The organism is Streptomyces sp. NPDC127098, from assembly GCF_042722465.1.
GTDB classification, from domain to species: Bacteria; Actinomycetota; Actinomycetes; order Streptomycetales; family Streptomycetaceae; genus Streptomyces; species Streptomyces millisiae.
Map to the genome: position 1 here is coordinate 15,068 of NZ_JBHXFJ010000021.1, position 16,153 is coordinate 31,220.

The 16,153-nt window shown below is 73.8% G+C and carries 14 protein-coding genes; 7 read left to right on the forward strand and 7 right to left on the reverse strand.

Features of this window, described 5'->3' with window-relative positions:
* Positions 1–80: 80 nt before the first annotated feature.
* Complete coding sequence (locus ACFWI8_RS15755; protein ID WP_132820341.1) at positions 81–344, reverse strand: WhiB family transcriptional regulator; 264 nt, start codon at positions 342–344, stop codon at positions 81–83.
* A 509-nt stretch (positions 345–853) separates the two neighbouring features.
* Between ACFWI8_RS15755 and ACFWI8_RS15760 the strand changes: the two genes are divergently transcribed.
* From ACFWI8_RS15760 to ACFWI8_RS15770, 3 genes are read left to right on the forward strand one after another with little or no spacing between them, the layout of a single operon-like run.
* On the forward strand, positions 854–1,363 hold the full coding sequence (locus ACFWI8_RS15760; RefSeq protein WP_311601964.1) for a cysteine dioxygenase family protein: 510 nt from the start codon (positions 854–856) through the stop codon (positions 1,361–1,363).
* 13 nt (positions 1,364–1,376) lie between these two features.
* On the forward strand, positions 1,377–2,342 hold the full coding sequence (gene cofD / locus ACFWI8_RS15765; protein ID WP_311601966.1) for a 2-phospho-L-lactate transferase: 966 nt from the start codon (positions 1,377–1,379) through the stop codon (positions 2,340–2,342).
* Positions 2,339–3,664 carry a coenzyme F420-0:L-glutamate ligase gene (locus tag ACFWI8_RS15770; RefSeq protein WP_387090929.1) on the forward strand — a complete coding sequence of 442 codons (1,326 nt, stop codon included), beginning with the start codon at positions 2,339–2,341 and terminating at the stop codon, positions 3,662–3,664. Before cofD ends, ACFWI8_RS15770 begins: the two co-directional genes overlap by 4 nt.
* Before the next feature lie 170 nt (positions 3,665–3,834).
* Here the strand turns inward: ACFWI8_RS15770 and ACFWI8_RS15775 are convergent, their stop codons facing one another.
* Positions 3,835–4,926, reverse strand: a complete 1,092-nt coding sequence (locus tag ACFWI8_RS15775) for an LCP family protein (protein WP_387090931.1) — start codon at positions 4,924–4,926, stop codon at positions 3,835–3,837.
* Between the two features lie 102 nt (positions 4,927–5,028).
* On the opposite strand from ACFWI8_RS15775, the gene ACFWI8_RS15780 reads away from it, so the two are divergent.
* Positions 5,029–6,042, forward strand: a complete 1,014-nt coding sequence (locus ACFWI8_RS15780; RefSeq protein WP_387091152.1) for a glycosyltransferase family 2 protein — start codon at positions 5,029–5,031, stop codon at positions 6,040–6,042.
* A 108-nt stretch (positions 6,043–6,150) separates the two neighbouring features.
* Here the strand turns inward: ACFWI8_RS15780 and ACFWI8_RS15785 are convergent, their stop codons facing one another.
* The 4 genes from ACFWI8_RS15785 to ACFWI8_RS15800 form a co-directional block, all read right to left on the reverse strand.
* Positions 6,151–7,896, reverse strand: coding sequence for an LCP family protein (locus ACFWI8_RS15785; protein ID WP_387090933.1), 1,746 nt, complete (start codon positions 7,894–7,896; stop codon positions 6,151–6,153).
* 52 nt (positions 7,897–7,948) lie between these two features.
* Positions 7,949–9,685, reverse strand: a complete 1,737-nt coding sequence (locus ACFWI8_RS15790; protein WP_387090935.1) for an LCP family protein — start codon at positions 9,683–9,685, stop codon at positions 7,949–7,951.
* A gap of 156 nt (positions 9,686–9,841) precedes the next feature.
* Entirely contained in the window at positions 9,842–10,798 is a 957-nt protein-coding gene (locus ACFWI8_RS15795) for an LCP family protein (protein WP_387090938.1), read from the reverse strand.
* 39 nt (positions 10,799–10,837) lie between these two features.
* Entirely contained in the window at positions 10,838–11,590 is a 753-nt protein-coding gene (locus ACFWI8_RS15800; RefSeq protein WP_387090940.1) for a TIGR03089 family protein, read from the reverse strand.
* Positions 11,591–11,729: 139 nt separating this feature from the next.
* Here ACFWI8_RS15800 and ACFWI8_RS15805 point away from each other — a divergent pair, with 139 nt between their 5' ends.
* Together ACFWI8_RS15805 and ACFWI8_RS15810 are read left to right on the forward strand one after the other, a co-directional pair.
* Complete coding sequence (locus tag ACFWI8_RS15805; protein ID WP_387090943.1) at positions 11,730–13,001, forward strand: peptidoglycan recognition protein; 1,272 nt, start codon at positions 11,730–11,732, stop codon at positions 12,999–13,001.
* A gap of 314 nt (positions 13,002–13,315) precedes the next feature.
* The gene (locus ACFWI8_RS15810; RefSeq protein WP_387090945.1) at positions 13,316–14,227 is read left to right on the forward strand and encodes a DNA-3-methyladenine glycosylase family protein; all 912 of its coding nucleotides are present in this window, start codon (positions 13,316–13,318) and stop codon (positions 14,225–14,227) included.
* Between the two features lie 21 nt (positions 14,228–14,248).
* On the opposite strand, the gene ACFWI8_RS15815 is transcribed toward ACFWI8_RS15810, so the two are convergent.
* On the reverse strand, positions 14,249–14,764 hold the full coding sequence (locus ACFWI8_RS15815) for an acyl-CoA thioesterase (RefSeq protein WP_311601977.1): 516 nt from the start codon (positions 14,762–14,764) through the stop codon (positions 14,249–14,251).
* A 116-nt stretch (positions 14,765–14,880) separates the two neighbouring features.
* Here ACFWI8_RS15815 and ACFWI8_RS15820 point away from each other — a divergent pair, with 116 nt between their 5' ends.
* On the forward strand, positions 14,881–16,152 hold the full coding sequence (locus ACFWI8_RS15820; RefSeq protein WP_387090947.1) for an LCP family protein: 1,272 nt from the start codon (positions 14,881–14,883) through the stop codon (positions 16,150–16,152).
* Position 16,153 lies beyond the last annotated feature (1 nt).

Sequence of the window (16,153 nt, forward strand, 5' to 3'; positions counted from 1 at the left end):
ACGTCGCACCACACTAGCGGCTGGGAGTGTCCTGGCCCCTCGGTCCGCCGGAGGCCCGTCGAACGGTCGTCAACCGGTTGTCAGACGGCGGCCTTCTTCAGGCGGCGGCGTTCACGCTCGGACAATCCGCCCCAGATTCCGAAGCGTTCGTCGTTGGCCAGGGCGTATTCGAGACATTCGGAGCGGACCTCGCAGGCGAGGCAGACCTTCTTGGCCTCACGTGTGGATCCGCCCTTCTCGGGGAAGAAGGACTCCGGGTCGGTCTGGGCGCACAGCGCGCGCTCCTGCCAGCCGAGTTCTTCGTCCGCCTCGTCGACCAGCAGTTGCTGGAACAGCTCGGTCATATGCGCGCCCCTCGTCTTCTTTGCGTCCCCGTGATGCCGTCGTTATCGATACCGCTCGAACGACATGAGTGAAATTACAAGCGCGGGCTCCGCGTGGACAAGCCACGATCTGCCATTCACCCGATGATTCACCCTGTGGCACCACAGCCATACGGAAAGTGTTCAAATCGCCACAAATTATGCGCGTTCACCCGCCCGCACCGGCCGTATCCCCCGCTCTCCCTCCGCTGCACGTCGCGTGTACGGGGTAGGACGAACGAGCCACCTCATTTGTTGCGACCGGCGGACGCCAGCGACGGAGATCACAGCGGGATCACGGATGGGCAACGCGGCACCTGTCCGGCCGACACCGTCCATAAACCATTCCGCGTCCTCGGCGACCGGAAGTGATGAAACAATGGCCCCGGTCGCGCGTTCAGTTGACGTCGGCGCGGCCGGACCGTTCCAGTAGGGCATCCTTCGAGTCCGACTTCGACCAACCGAGCTCTCCGAGGCACATCCCAGACCCCATGGACAACGACAACGCAATCGCCGGCGATCCGCTGGCGATCCCGCATCTGCTGCCGCCCGCCCCCGAGCACCCCGCCACCGTGGCGGAGTTCGCCGCCCTGGCCACCGCGCTGGCCGGGGACCGGGAGTGTTGGGCGCCCCTGGTGCGGTACGACCCGAGCAGCCGCTGGTACCACCGGCTGCGCACCGGTCCCGGGTACGAGGTGTGGCTGCTGAGCTGGGTGCCTGGCCAGGGCAGTGGGCGACACGACCACGGCGGGTCGAGCGGCGTCTACGGCGTGCTGGCCGGCGCGTTGACCGAGACGACGGAGGGGCCCGCCGGGTCCACCGGCCGGGTGCTCACCCCCGGCTCCCTGCGGGTGCTCGCGCCCGGCTTCGTGCACGAGGTCGTCAACGCCTCGCTCGAACCGGCCGTCAGCCTGCACGTCTACTTCCCGGGTCTCACCCAGATGCGGATGCACCCGCGGGCCCGTTCCGCACCCGTGCCGCGCGACGTCCTGGCCTGCTGACAGACTGGCGGGCATGCGACGCATCGTGGTTCTGTCCGGCGGCATCGGCGGCGCCCGCTTCCTGCGCGGGCTGAAGCGGGCCGCCCCCGACGCGGACATCACCGTCATCGGCAACACCGGAGACGACATCCACCTGTTCGGCCTCAAGGTCTGCCCCGACCTCGACACCGTGATGTACACGCTGGGCGGCGGCATCCACGAGGGGCAGGGCTGGGGCCGCGCGGACGAGACGTTCACGGTCAAGGAGGAGTTGGCCGCCTACGGCGTCGGACCCGAGTGGTTCGGTCTTGGCGACCGGGACTTCGCGACCCACATCGTGCGCACCCAGATGATGGAGGCCGGCTACCCGCTCAGCGCGGTCACCGAGGCGCTGTGCCAGCGGTGGCGGCCCGGCGTCCGGCTGCTGCCGATGACGGACGACCGGGTCGAGACCCACGTGCTGATCGACGACGGGGTCGGCGGCCGCAAGGCGGTGCACTTCCAGGAGTACTGGGTGCGGCTGCGGGCCGCCGTCCCCGCGCACGCGGTGGTGCCGGTCGGGGCCGAGCAGGCCAAGCCCGCGCCCGGCGTGCTGCGGTCCATCGAGGCCGCGGACGTCATCCTCTTCCCGCCGTCCAACCCGGTGGTCAGCGTGGGCACCATCCTGGCCGTGCCGGGCATGCGGGAGGGCATCGCGGAGGCCGGGGTGCCGGTCGTCGGCCTCTCGCCGATCGTCGGCGACGCGCCGGTGCGCGGCATGGCGGACAAGGTGCTCGCGGCCGTCGGCGTCGAGGCCACCGCGGCGGCGGTCGCCCGGCACTACGGCTCGGGGCTGCTCGACGGCTGGCTGGTGGACACCGTCGACGCGCATGTGGTCAAGGCGGTGGAGGACGACGGCATCCGCTGCCGGGCGGTGCCGCTGATGATGACGGACGTCGACGCGGCGGCGGCCATGGCCACCGCGGCGCTCGACCTCGCCGAGGAGGTCAGGGCGGCGTGAGCACCGGTGCCGAACTCCCCTCGTTCCACGTGTGGGCCCTGCCGGGCATGCCCGAGGTGGCCGCGGGCGACGACCTGGCCAAGCTGATCGCCACGGCCGCGTCGACGGCCGGCGCGTCCGGGCTGCTGGACGGCGACGTGGTCGTCGTCACCTCCAAGATCGTCAGCAAGGCCGAGGGCCGGGTCCGCCGGGCGGACGACCGGGAGGCGGCCATCGACGAGGAGGCCGTCCGGGTGGTGGCCAGGCGCGGCGGCACCAGGATCGTCGAGTCGCGGCACGGCTTCGTGATGGCGGCGGCCGGCGTGGACGCCTCCAACACTCCGGCCGGCACGGTGCTGTTGCTGCCGGAGGACCCGGACGCCTCGGCGGCCGGGGTCAGGCGCGGGCTGCGGGAGCTGCTCGGCGTCGACGTCGGGGTGCTGGTCACGGACACCTTCGGCCGGCCGTGGCGCGAGGGGCAGACCGACGTGGCCATCGGCGCCGCGGGGCTCGCCGTCCTGGACGACCTGCGCGGCACGGTCGACCCGCACGGCAACGCGCTGGGCGCCACGGTCACCGCGGTCGGGGACGAGCTGGCCGCCGCGACCGAGCTGGTGAAGGGCAAGACGGCCGGGCTGCCGGTGGCCGTCGTCCGCGGCCTCGGCCGGCTGGTGGGCGAGGGGCCGGCCACGGCGCGGGACCTGCTGCGCGACGCGGCCTCCGACATGTTCCGGCTCGGCACGTCAGAGGCGGTGCGGGAGGCGGTGACGCTGCGGCGCACGGTGCGGGAGTTCACGGCGGAGCCCGTGGACCCGGCGGCGGTGCGGCGGGCCGTGGCGGCCGCGGTGACGGCGCCGGCCCCGCACCACACCACGCCCTGGCGGTTCGTACTGCTCGAGTCGGCCGGGAGCCGGACCCGGCTGCTCGACGCGATGCGCGAGGCGTGGATCGCGGACCTGCGGCGGGACGGCAGGTCGGAGGAGTCGATCGCGCGCCGGGTGCGGCGCGGCGAGGTGCTGCGGGGCGCGCCCTACCTGGTGGTGCCGTGCCTGGTGATGGACGGCTCGCACGACTACCCGGACGAGCGACGCTCGGCGGCCGAGCGCGAGATGTTCGTGGTGGCGGCGGGCGCCGGCGTGCAGAACCTGCTGGTCGCGCTGGCCGGCGAGGGGCTCGGCTCGGCGTGGGTCTCCTCCACGATGTTCTGTCGCGACGTGGTCCGCGCCGAGCTGTCGCTGCCGGACGACTGGGACCCGATGGGCGCCGTCGCCGTCGGCCACCCGGCGGCTCCGCCGCGGGCCCGGCAACCGCGGGATGCCGACGCGTTCATCGAGGTTCGATAGGCCGGCGCGGTCGGGGGCGCGGCGGGGCAGGGGCCCGGCCGTGCGGCCGGGGCCGCGCCGCACCCGGCTGACGCGGGTAGGTCCGCGGAGCCGGCCCGATCGCCGTGCCGGCGGGCTGCCGGCGCACGGCGCCGCGCCTGCGGCATCGCCGCTGACCAGCGGACGTGAAGTCAGCAGTCCGCCTGGGACCGGCTCGGGGCCGGGGCGGCCCCGGCAGGGCCGGCGTCGGTGAGGGCCGGCGGCGGTTCGTCGAGTCGCAGCGCGCCGAAGAGACGGTCGGACTCGGGGCGGTCCCAGATGACCGTGGAGCCGAGCCCCTCGACCTCGCGGGCGTCGTCGGCGAGCGGCACCGAGCCGAACTCGACGTTGGCCGGGTCGAACTCCCGCAGCAGGCTGGCCAGTTCCAGCATCTCCTCGGCCCCGAACCCCGGGTCGGCGGCGACCGAGTCGACGAGCGCGTCGACGGTGCCGCCGAGCCGGGCCGGGTTGAACAGCACCCGGTCGTTGATGGCCCGGTCGAGGAAGGCGGCGAGGAACTCCTGCTGCCGCTCCATCCGGTGGACGTCGGAGCCGCCGTCCAGGTGGCGGGCGCGGACGTAGGAGAGCGCGCCGACGCCGTCGAGCATGGTGCGTCCGGCCGGGATGTCGAGTCCCGAGTGGTCGTCCTTCAGCGGCTCGGTGCTGCACACCTCGACGCCGCCCACCTCGTCCACCGCCCGCACGAAGCTGCCGAAGTCGACCTCCAGGTAGTGGTCGACGCGCAGCCCGGTCAGCGACTCCACGGTGCGCACCATCAGCGGCGGGCCGCCGTGCGAGAGGGCGGCGTTGAGCTTGTCGGCGTGCCCCTCGTGGTGGCCCTCGGAGAGCACCAGGTCGTGGGCGGGCAGCTTGGCGTACGTGTCGCGTGGCAGGCTGACCACGGTCATCCGGTCGCGTGACTCGGAGAGGTGGAGCAGCATGACGGCGTCGGCGCAGTGGCAGCCGACGTCGCCGACGTGGTAGCGGCGGCGCTGCTCCTCGGTCAGTCCCTCCCGGGAGTCAGTCCCGATCAGCAGGATGTTGAGGCCGCGCCCGGCGTCCGGGCGGTCCCTGAGTCCCTGGAACGGGTCGACCCGCCGCACGGCGCCGGCCACGGAGTCGACCATCGCGTGGCCGACGCCGCTGGTCAGCAGCACCATGGCGGCGAGTGCGGCCGCGAGTCGCAGGACCCAGCGGCTGACGAATCCTCGGTGGCGTGCGGGGCGTGGCGTGGTCGCGGGCATCCTGGGCACCTCCCGAGCTCACCGTATGTCCATACGATCTTCGACCTGGGCCCGGCGCGCTCCGGGGTCCCCCGTTCGCGGTAACGTGAGCCGGTGACCAGCATTCCGACCCCCGCCGTGTCCGTGATCATGCCGGTGCTCAACGAGGAGCGGCACCTGCGCAGTTCGGTCCGGCACATTCTCGAGCAGGAGTACCCGGGCGAGATCGAGGTCGTGATCGCGCTCGGCCCGTCGACCGACCGGACGGACGAGATCGCCGCCGAGCTGGTCGCGCAGGACGACCGGGTGCGTACCGTCCCCAACCCGACCGGACGGACGCCGGCCGGCCTCAACGCCGCGATCCGGGCGTCCTCGCACCCAGTGGTGGTCAGGGTGGACGGGCACGGCATGCTCTCGCCCGGCTACATCGCCACCGCCGTGCGGCTGCTACACGAGACGGGCGCGGCCAACGTCGGCGGCATCATGCACGCCGAGGGCGAGAACGACTGGGAGCGCGCGGTGGCCGCCGCGATGACCTCGAAGATCGGCGTCGGCAACGCGGCGTTCCACACGGGCGGCGTGGCCGGTGAGGCGGAGACCGTGTACCTGGGGGTGTTCCGGCGCGAGGTGCTGGAGCGGCAGGGCGGCTACAACGAGGAGTTCATCAGGGCCCAGGACTGGGAGCTCAACTACCGCATCCGGCAGGCCGGCGGGCTGATCTGGTTCTCGCCCGAGCTGCTGGTCTCCTACCGGCCCCGGCCCTCGGTCGCGGCGCTCGCCAAGCAGTACCGCAACTACGGCCGCTGGCGGCACGTGGTCGCCCGCTACCACGCCGGATCGATCAACCCGCGGTACCTGGCGCCGCCGGTGGCGCTGGTGGCGATCGCGGCCGGCCTGGTGGCCGGCGCGGTGCTGACGCCGTGGGCGCTGCTGGTCCCCGGCGGCTACCTGGCGGCGATCACGCTGGGCTCGGTGCCGGCGGGCAGGGGCCTCGGCCTCGGCGCGCGGATCAGGATCCCGCTGGCGCTCGCCACCATGCACCTTTCCTGGGGCTGGGGCTTCCTCACCAGCCCCAGGAAGCTGGCCCGGCACGTCATCGCGTCGCGCCGCGAGCCCGTTGCCGCGGAGCGGCACTGACCGCGGTCCTGGCGGACCGGGGCCGTCGTGCGCCGCAGGCGGCGCACGCGACGGCCGCCCCCGTCCGCCCTGCCGGGACGGCGGCGCGACGGAACCCCGGTCGTCGCCCTACCAGGTGTACTGCGGGAGCGGGTTGACCTCCATGCAGTCCTCCTGGTCGCCGAAGAGGATGGCCTCGTCGTCGACGGCCTGCTCCTCGCCACCGGCGTCGGAGCCCGCGTCGGAACCCGAGTCCGAGCCGCTCTCCGCGCTCTCGTCGGGCGTCGGCTCCTGGTAGCCGGTGCCCTCCCGCCAGTCGTTGCCGACGATCAGGGTGATCCCCTCGGCGCTCGGGGAGATCCGGACCACCGAGTGGGGCAGGCCGAGCGCCTCGGCGAGCGCCTCCGCGTTGGCCCGGTCGGCCTCCTCCTGGTACAGCAGCTGCGAGCTCGCCTGCGGCTCGGGGACGGGGTCGGTGGTGGCGCCGGTGTACCCCTGGGCCACCAGGGCCTCCGTGATGTCGCTGGCCCTGCCGTCCACGGGCGGCTCGCCCGTGGCGACGTCCCCGGTGCCATTGCGCACCGTGACGGGGACCTCCGCCGGCGGGTCCGCGGTGGCCTCGGGCGAGGCGGACTCGCCCTCGTCCCCCTCGGCAGGCGCGGCGTCCTGGTCGTCCAGCGCGATGTCGTCCCTGACCAAGGCGAACAGCTCCTCGGACTCGGCCGGGTCGGGGACCACCGTGACGTCCGGGTTCGCCGGGTCGGGCAGCCACGGCATGGTGATGGAGTTGATCCGGTCGCCGGGCACCGAGCGGAGGTCCTCGCCCAGGCCGTAGAGGTCCTGGACGCTGGCCAGGCCGTTGTCCACGGTGAGCGCGTTGGTGGCGGCCTCGGCCAGGTCCATCAGCTCGGTCGGGTTGGTCAGCGAGGTGCTGTTCTGCAGCTCGTCGGCCATGTTGCTCAGGTACATCTGCTGGGCCCTGGTGCGGCCGACATCGCTGCCGTCGCCGAAGGCGTGCCGGGTGCGGAGCCACCTGAGGGCGTCCTCGCCCTCCACGACGTTCTCGCCGGCCGGCAGCCGCAGGTGCGACTCGGGGTCCTGGATGTTCTGCTGCACGCAGACCGGCACGCCGCCCACCGCGTCGGCCATGCTGACGACGCCCTGGAAGTCCAGCATCATGAAGTGGTCGATCGGGATGCCGGTCATCTCCTCCCAGGTGGCGACCACGCAGCCGGGCCCGCCGTGGCCGAGCGAGGAGTTGATCCGGTCCCTGGTCTCCGGGTAGACCTCGCCGGTCTCCGGGTCGGTGCACTCGGGGATGTCGACCACGGTGTCGCGCGGCACGCTGATCAGCGTGACGTTGCTGCGGTCGGCCGAGGCGTGCATCAGCAGCTGCACGTCGGCGCGCTCGCCGCCCTCGCTGCCGCCGCCGAGCTCCTGGTTGGCGCCCTCCCTGGAGTCCGAGCCGAGCAGCAGGATGTTCAGCGGGACCTGGCCGTCGGCGTTGGGCTGGGAGCGTTCGAGCCGGTTGTTGCCGAGGTTCAGCTCGTCGGAGTCGATGTTGCCGTTGAGGTGCTCGATGTAGAAGTAGACGGCGGCCGCGGCCGCCAGCACCAGGAAGGCGAGCGACCCCGAGGTCCACAGCAGGACGCGGCGCCAGCGCGGCTTGGCCTTCTTGCGGGCGCGGCGTGTCTCGGCGCGCCCGCCGCCGGCCGGCGAACCCGGCCCGGCGTCGGCCGCGGCCTCGGTCGTCGCGGCCGGCTCGGCGCGCGGCAGCGGGACCGTGCCCTCGTCACGGCCGCCCTCCGCGGCCTGACCGTCACCCCCGTCGCGTATCCCACTCCTCCGCACGGGATCCCCCACTTCCACTGTCATCGGCTCCACCCGGCCGGGCGGAGGTCAGGCCGCCCAGGCCGGCTGGCCCGGTTCAACTGGCGCAGACGCTCTCGTCGTCCGCCGTGATGCTGTCGACGTCCTCCGGCAGCTCCGCCGGAACCTCGATGGGCTGGCCCGCGCCACGGAAGTCGTTCCCCAGGACGAGCACCATGGGCTCCTCGCCCCGGTCCTCGTCGACCTGCTGGAGCGCCGAGTCCGGGAGGCCCATGACCTCGGCGAGCGTGGCGGCCTGGTCGGCCTGGTCGGCACCGTACTCCAGAGTCGTCGTCTCCTGCGACTCCGGGGCGTTGCTCTTGTTGGTGGTCAGCGGCATGCCCTGGACGTTCTGCAGCCACTCCAGGGTCTGTTGGGCCGCGCCCATCACGTCGCCGCCGTTGTAGACGTCGACCCGGACCTCGGCGGCCGGCGCCGGCTCGACGGCCTCGGCCTGCTCCTCCTCGGCCGCGGCGTCCTCCTCGGCCTGGTTCGGGTCGATGTCCTCCTGGATCATCCGGAAGATCGGCGCGGCGCGGGCCTCGTCGAGCACGACGGTGGCGCGGGCGTCCTCCGGCTCGTCGGGGTTGTCGACGACGGGCACGGTCACGAAGTTCATCTCGGACATCGAGACCTGGCCCAGGTCCTGGGCGAGCAGCCGCAGGTCGTTGACGTTCTCGATCTCGTCGTCGACGGTGAGCGCGCTGGTGGCGACCTCGGCCAGGTCGAGCAGCCGGGTCGGGCTGGAGAGGATCCCGCCGTCGGTGATCTGCCGGGCCATCGAGGCGACGAACTGCTGCTGGAGCTTGATCCGGTCCAGGTCGCCGCCGTTGCCGACGCCGTAGCGGGTGCGGACGAAGGACAGCGCGTCCTCGCCCTCCACGACGTGCTCGCCCTCCGGCAGGCTCAGCCCGGACTTGGGGTCGTCGATGGGCTCCTCGAGGCAGATCGGCACCCCGCCGACGGCGGTCGAGATGTCCTTGACCGCGTTGAAGTCGGCCATGATCAGGTGGTTGATCGTGACGCCGGTCATCTCCTGGACGCTGTTCACCACGCAGCTCGGGTCGCGGCCCATGGCGCCCATCGACTGGTTGAACCGCACGCCCTCGGAGGCGGGGATGGTCTCCGTGGTCCCGTCCTCGTTGGTGACCTCGCACTCGGGGATGTCGGTGATCATGTCGCGCGGGATGCTCAGCCCGGTCGCGTGCTCGCGGTTGGCCGAGAAGTGCATCAGGATCGTGGTGTCGTTGCCCTCGCTGGCCTCGCCGCCGTACGAGTCGTTGCCCTCGCCTGAGCGGCTGTCGGTGCCGATGAAGAGGATGTTGACCGGGTCGTCGGAGCCGTAGTCGGCGCTGACGCCCGCGTCGACGCGGGTCAGGTTGCCGTTCAGCCGCTCCCACCAGTACCAGGCGCCGAGCGCCGCGACCAGCACGACCATGGCGAGCGCGCCGCCCGCCCAGGTCAGGATCCGCCTGCCGCGGCTGCGCTTCTTCTTGGCCCCCTTGCCCCTGCGGCGGTTGACGGGGGCGCGGCGGTCCCGCTGGCCGGGCACCGGCTTGTCGCCCGTCTCTGGCCGGGCACGGTCGCCGGGCGCGGACGGGGCGCGACGCTGCCGTGGCGGAGCGTTACGCGGGGGGCGCGCGCCGCTGTCGGCCGCCGACCCGGCGCTCCTCCCGGTCTGCCCGGGCTGCCGGGCGCCCGGGAGACGCAGCTCGTAGTTGCCGGTCTCCGGGTTGAGTACCCACTGATCCGCGGGGTCGATATCGCCCGCTCCCCCACGTCCCTGCGCGTCCACGTTTCCGTGCGCCCTCCGTGTGCCTGCTCAAGGATCAGACGGCACACACTAGCCCCCAGGTTCCGTGGGCAGCGATGACGGTGACGCATTCCACCCGCGCCAGCGACGCCAAACCTCCTGCTACTCCCCCTTTCTGCGGTTTTATCGCCTTGCTCTTTACTCGCACATGGTGTTCGCCGCGGCGTCGCCGGAGGTCACAAGCGGCGGTCCGCCGTCCTCCTTCGACACCGGCCGGTCCTCGCGCAGCCGCGCGAACAGGGCGTCGGCCTCGGCCTCGGCGAGGACCGAGGGATCACGCCGCTCCGTGGGAACGGTGAGGAAACGCAGCTCGTCGCGGGGCACGGCGCGGACCTCGCGCATCAGGTCGTAGAGCTCGCGGAGGGAGTTGAGCTCCGTGTCGGATGTGATGGATGAGGTGAGGTCGTCAAGCAGTGGCAAAAGTTTGGCGGGGTTGAGCAGCACCCCGCTGCTGGCGATCTTTCTGGCCAGCGCGTCCAGGGTGCAGGGCTCGACTCCGCCGACGGCGTCGGCGAGCTGGCCGAGCACCGCGTAGTCGACGATCAGGTGGTGGTCGACCCGGATGCCGGAGACCCCCTCCAGGGTGCGGATGAGGCAGGCGGCGCCGCCGGAGGCGTAGGCGGCGTCGAGCGTGGCGCGGCGGGCGGCGAGGCCGGTGCCGTCGACGCCGGTGCAGCGCGGCACGTCGACGGCGAGCGCGCGGGGCAGGGCGACGGCGGTGGCGCTGCGCCGGTCGCCGGCGAGGTGGAAGAGGAGGACGGTGTCCGGGCTACGGTCGCCGACGCCGATCACCAGGATGTTCTTCGCCTCGCCGGGGGTGCGGGCCGGGCGCTCGGCGCGGTGCCGCTCCAGTTCGTCGGCGGTGGTGACGTCGGTGACGATGTTGCCGTCGAGGCCGCGCAGGTAGCACCAGCCGGCGGTGGCCGAGCCGAGCACCACCAGCGCGAGCGCCGCGGCGACCCAGCGCAACCTGACGCGGCGCCAGGACCGGCGCCACCACCGGCGGCGCCAACCGGCGGGCGGCACCCGGCAGGCGGACTCGGGCTCCGCGGCGCGGTCCGGCGCGTGGTAGGCGGGCTGTCTCGGCACCCTCATGGTGTCGATCCTGGGGGCGCCGGAGCGCCCCGGCCACCGTCAGTCGGCGAAGTGGGTGACGCGCTCACTCTCCCGGCGCGCGGCGAGCGCCCCGGCGTCGAGCCGGTCGGCGTTCCGGCACAGCACCACGGAGCCGCCGGCGGCGAGCGGCGCGTAGAGGCCGGCCGAGAGCCCGGCCCAGCTGTCGTAGCCGGCCAGCGACATCAGCCGGGCGCCGGGCCCGAGGCCGCGCTCGGCCGCGTCGGCGCGGGCGGCGGCGAGCAGCTCGCCGCCGGTGAGGGCGCGGCCGGCCACCACGAGGGCGGGGTCGTCGGGCCCCGGCGGGTCATAGGCGGCGAAGGTGTCGGGGTGGGCCGGGACCTCGACGGCGTAGTCGGCGAAGCCGGCCGGCGGCTGCGGGAAGCGGCCGCCGAGCGGGCGCAGCGCCAGCGCGATCCGCTCGCCCGTGCAGGCGCGGGCCTCGTCGAGCCGGTCGGGCCCTGCGACCACCAGGTCGGCCTCGGCCGGGTCGCCGTCCATCTCGACGACGACGCCGGTGGCGGCGGCGGCCAGCAGCCAGACGGCGGTCTGCCAGTGGGCGGGCAGCAGCAGGGCGAGCCGCTCGCCGCGCGCCATGCCGAGCTGGTCCTGGAGCAGGCCGCCGGTCTTGGCCACCCAGTTGGCGAGGGTGGCGGCCGACAGCTCGACGCGCTCCCCCGTGGCGTCGTCGTAGTAGGTGAGCAGCGGCCGACCCGGGTCGGCGGCGAGGGCGGAACGCAGCAGGTCGGCGGGGGTGCGGTCGGCGGTGTTCACGCCGCCAGGGTAGCCCCGGGGCGGCGCGCCGCGGCGGGCGGTGGCGGCCGTCGCGAGGGGTGGGCGTGAGCACGCTTCGCGCTCACCCGATTACTCCATGAATGGACAGATCTGCCCGGGTATGCCCAAGATCGTTGCCATGCGTGCACTGCTTGCCTCCATCATCGGAACCACCTGCTCGGCCGCCCTGCTCACCGCGCCCGCCCTCGCCACCGGACAGCCGGCCACGGCCCCGGCGCCGCCGCCGGCCGGCGGCCGCCAGTCGCTCGCCCTGGAGCCCCTGGCCGCGATCGGCCCCGCCCGGCCGCCCGACGCCCGCCCGAAACCCGAGGGCGGCGTCGAGCAGACCGAGCGGCCCGAGCGACCGCCCGTCCAGGGCCTGCCGGCCACCGGCACCGAACCGTTCTCGCTGCTCGGCGTGGTCTGGACGGACGCCGGGGCCGCGCTGAACGGCGAGGTGCGGGTGCGCACCAGGGACGCCGGCAACGGCGACTGGTCCGAGTGGCAGCGGCTCGCCGTCGGGCCGGACCACGCCCCCGACCCCGACTCGGCCGAGGCGACCGGCGGCACGCTGCGGGGCGGCACCGCGCCGCTGTGGGTCGGCCCGTCGGACGGCGTCCAGGTCCGGGTACTGCCGGCCGCCGGCGACGACGAGGCGCCGGCCGACGAGCTGCCCGCCGGGCTGCGCCTCGAACTGGTCGACCCAGGCGCCGAAGGCGCCGACGACGTCCCCGGCTCCGGGGCCCGGCTCAGGGCCGAGGACCTGATGCCGCGCGCCGCCACCGCCGCCAGCGCCGGCGCCGGCGCCCAGGGGGCGGCGCGACCGCCGATCGTGACCCGCGCCGGCTGGGGCGCCGACGAGAGCCTGCGGGAGAGCGGCTACGCCTACACGGACACCGTCACGACCGTCTTCGTGCACCACACGGACAGCGGCAACGACTACTCCTGCTCCGAGGCCCCCTCCCTCATCCGGAGCATCTACCGCTACCACGTGGAGAGCCAGGGCTGGCGGGACGTCGGCTACAACTTCTTCGTCGACAAGTGCGGCACCGTCTACGAGGGCCGCGCCGGCGGCGTCGCCGAGCCCGTGCAGGGCGCCCACACCCTCGGCTTCAACCACAACAGCGCGGGCGTGGCCGTCCTCGGCACCTACAGCGACACCGGAGTGAGCGCCGAGGCCCGCGACGCGCTCTCCCGGCTCGTCGCCTGGAAGCTCGGCCTGCACGACGGCGACCCGAGCGGCGCCAGCAACCGCACGAGCAGCGGCGGCCAGTGGCCGTCCGGAACCACCGTCAAGCTCGACAACGTGTCGGGGCACCAGGACGCGTACGCCACGGACTGCCCCGGCGCCAAGCTCTACGACCAGCTCCCCACCATCCGAACCACGGCCGCCGAACTCCAGGGCCGGTAGCCAGCCGGCGGGCTCCCGAAGCGGCCAGCGAACCGGCAGGTGGCCGACCGCCGGACCGGCGCAACCGACACGCAGCTGAGCCCAAGCGGCCAGCGGACCCGCACCACGGCCGCCGAACTACGGGGGCCGTCAGCCGGCGGCCGCCTGCCGAAGCGGGGTGCCGGTGTCGGCATCTCGCCGATCGCCGGCGACCCGCCGGTGCGCAGCACCCCAGCCCCCCGACAGACAGCCGACCGCCGGACCGGCAGGACCGACACACGGCTGAGCCCCAGCGGCCAGCGGCCAGCGGCCAGCGGCCAGGTAGCCTGCCGGTCGTGCCGCACCGTGACTGGACCCCGCAGGGCCCGTACGACCCGCGCCGCAGCCTGATGGTGCTGCGGCGCGGTCCCTACGACCCGGCGTTCCAGGCCGCCGCCGACGGCACGCTGTGGCGCGCCAGCCGCACCCCGCTCGGCCCGGTCACCCTGCGGCTGACTCAGGGCACGGGCGGCGCCCTTGCCGCCACCGCCTGGGGCCCCGGCGCCGACTGGGCGCTCGACACGCTGCCCGCGCTGCTCGGCGCGGACGACGACCCCGCCGCGTTCGTCGCCCACCACCCGCTGGTCGCGGAGTCGCTGCGCCGCCACCGCGGGCTGCGGCTCGTCCGCACCGGCCTGGTGCTGGAGTCGCTGATCCCCTCGGTCCTCGAACAGCGGGTCACCACCGAGGAGGCCTACCGCGCCTGGCGGCTGCTGCTGCGCCGCTTCGGCGAGCCGGCCCCCGGCCCCGGCGCCGAGCTCGGCCTCTACGTGCCGCCCGAGCCGCGGACCTGGGTGCTGCTGCCGTCCTGGGAGTGGCACCTGGCCGGCGTGGACGGCAAGCGCTCGGCGGCCGTGGTGCGCGCCGCGCGGCTGGCGCGCCGGATGGAGGAGGCCGCCGCGATGCCGCTGCCCGAGGCGCTGGCCCGGCTCCAGGCCGTGCCCGGCATCGGCCCGTGGACGGCGGCGGAGACGCTACAGCGCAGCAACGGCGCGCCGGACGCCGTCACCGTCGGCGACCTGCACCTGCCCGGCGTCGTCGGCCACGCGCTGGCCGGCGAGCGGGACGCGGACGACGAGCGGATGCTGGAGCTGCTCGCCCCCTACGCGGGCCAGCGGTACCGCGCCACCCGTCTGATCCTGCTCGCCGGCGTGGTCCCGCCGCGCCGCGCCCCGCGCCAGCGGCACGCCCGCATCGCCCGGCTCTGACCGGCGGAAAGGGCCGTTCTCCTACGGCCGCTCGCGCGCCCGGTCGCGGAGCTCCTGGATCTCCCGGCGCCGCGCCAGCCGGTGGGTGCGGCGGATCTGCGCCTCCTGGTAGCGGCCACGGTCCCGGTCGTTCTCCGGGATCACCGGCGGCACCGGTCGCGGCTTGCCGTTCTCGTCGACGGCCGTGAACACCAGGTAGGCGGTGGCCACCCGGCTCGCGGGCCGCGACTCGTTCCACCGCTCGGCGAGCACCTTCACGCCGATCTCCATCGAGGTGCGTCCTGTCCAGTTGACCTGGGCGTGCACGTGGACCAGGTCGCCGACCCTGACCGGTTCGAGGAAGACCATCTCGTCCATCGAGGCCGTGACGGCCGGCCCGCCCGAGTGCCGCCCCGCGACGGCGCCGGCCGCGTCGTCCACCAGCTTCATGATCACGCCGCCGTGCACGGTGCCCAGCAGGTTGACGTCGTTCGGCGACATGATGTGGGAGAGCGTGGTGCGCGAGGCCGCGGTGGGCTTCCCGGGGAGATCGGTCATCTTCTCAGACTAGACAGCACCGGCGCGGACACCCAGGGCGACCATTTGTGTCAGGTCGGCCACAGTCCGCACCCCACCTCCCGCGGGTCGTCTTCACCCAGGCACACTGCTGTGTTATGAGCGACTGGCCCGACGGATGGACCGACGACGACCAGAACCGGAACCGGCGCCCCACGCCCGAGGGCGCGCGGGTCATGCCGCACGTCCAGAGACCCCCGCGCCAGCGCTCCCCCGAACACGACGCGTACCAGCCGGCCGGCCCCGGGCCCGCCCAGGGCCCCGGCTACGCCGGCGGGTACGACCCGGGCTACGACTCCGGATACAACGACGGCCAGATCTACCGGGGCGCCGGCCGTCAGGGTCCCCCGCCCCCGCCGCCGGGCGACGACTACGGTTCGCGCCCGCCTGGCCGCCCCCGCTGGGGCCGCCGCATCGGCTACACGGCGCTCGCCCTGGTGTTGGCGCTGGTGACGGTCGCCACCGCCACCTACTTCTGGGCGGACGGCAAGCTCCGCCGCGAGGTCGACCTCTCGGTGGTCGAGGACCGGCCGGCCGCCGGCGAGGGCACCAACTACCTGATCGTCGGCTCCGACAGCCGCGAGGGCCTCTCCGAGGAGCAGCAGCAGGACCTGCACACCGGCAGCGTGGAGGGCAAGCGCACCGACACGATGATGCTGCTGCACGTCGGCAGCAACGGCAGCACCATGGTCAGCCTGCCCCGCGACTCCTGGGTGACCATCCCCGAGTTCACCGGTTCCGAGTCCGGCAACCGCATCCCCGAGCAGCAGCAGAAGCTCAACGCGTCCTACTCCATCGAGGGCCCCTGGCTGCTGACCCGCACCATCGAGTACAACCTGGACATCCGCATCGACCACTACGTGGAGATCGGCTTCGCCGGCTTCGCCAACGTGGTGGACGCTCTCGGCGGCGTCGAGATGTGCCTGGACGAGGCGATACAGGACGAGAACTCCGGCGCGAACTTCGAGGCCGGCTGCCAGCAGATGAACGGCGCCGAGGCCCTGGCCTTCAACCGGCAGCGGTACCAGGAGGCCGAGGGCGACCTGGGCCGCACCCAGAACCAGCAGGAGTTCCTCGGCACCCTCGCCGACCAGGCCGCCTCGCCGTCGACGCTGTTCAACCCGTTCCGCCTCTTCCCGGTGGCCAACGCGTCGCTCGACTCGCTGATCGTCGACGAGGACATGTCGCTGTGGGACCTGCGCTCCATGTTCTGGGGCATGCGCGGCGCCAACCGGATGAACATCCCGGTCGCCGACCCCGGGTTCCAGACCCCCGACGGGCAGTCGGCGGTGCAGTGGGACATGGAGCAGACCGAGGCGCTGATGAACCAGCTGCGCAACGACGAGGAGGTCACGGTCGGCCAGGAGTGAC

Excerpts from the sequence above, each read along its gene's own strand:
- ACFWI8_RS15760 (WP_311601964.1), top strand. The coding sequence starts at position 854 with ATGGACAACGACAACGCAATCGCCGGCGATCCGCTGGCGATCCCGCAT.
- cofD (WP_311601966.1), top strand. The coding sequence starts at position 1,377 with ATGCGACGCATCGTGGTTCTGTCCGGCGGCATCGGCGGCGCCCGCTTC.
- ACFWI8_RS15795 (WP_387090938.1), bottom strand. The coding sequence starts at position 10,798 with ATGAGGGTGCCGAGACAGCCCGCCTACCACGCGCCGGACCGCGCCGCG.
- ACFWI8_RS15775 (WP_387090931.1), bottom strand. The coding sequence starts at position 4,926 with ATGCCCGCGACCACGCCACGCCCCGCACGCCACCGAGGATTCGTCAGC.
- ACFWI8_RS15815 (WP_311601977.1), bottom strand. The coding sequence starts at position 14,764 with ATGACCGATCTCCCCGGGAAGCCCACCGCGGCCTCGCGCACCACGCTC.
- ACFWI8_RS15805 (WP_387090943.1), top strand. The coding sequence starts at position 11,730 with ATGCGTGCACTGCTTGCCTCCATCATCGGAACCACCTGCTCGGCCGCC.
- ACFWI8_RS15755 (WP_132820341.1), bottom strand. The coding sequence starts at position 344 with ATGACCGAGCTGTTCCAGCAACTGCTGGTCGACGAGGCGGACGAAGAA.
- ACFWI8_RS15820 (WP_387090947.1), top strand. The coding sequence starts at position 14,881 with ATGAGCGACTGGCCCGACGGATGGACCGACGACGACCAGAACCGGAAC.
- ACFWI8_RS15785 (WP_387090933.1), bottom strand. The coding sequence starts at position 7,896 with ATGACAGTGGAAGTGGGGGATCCCGTGCGGAGGAGTGGGATACGCGAC.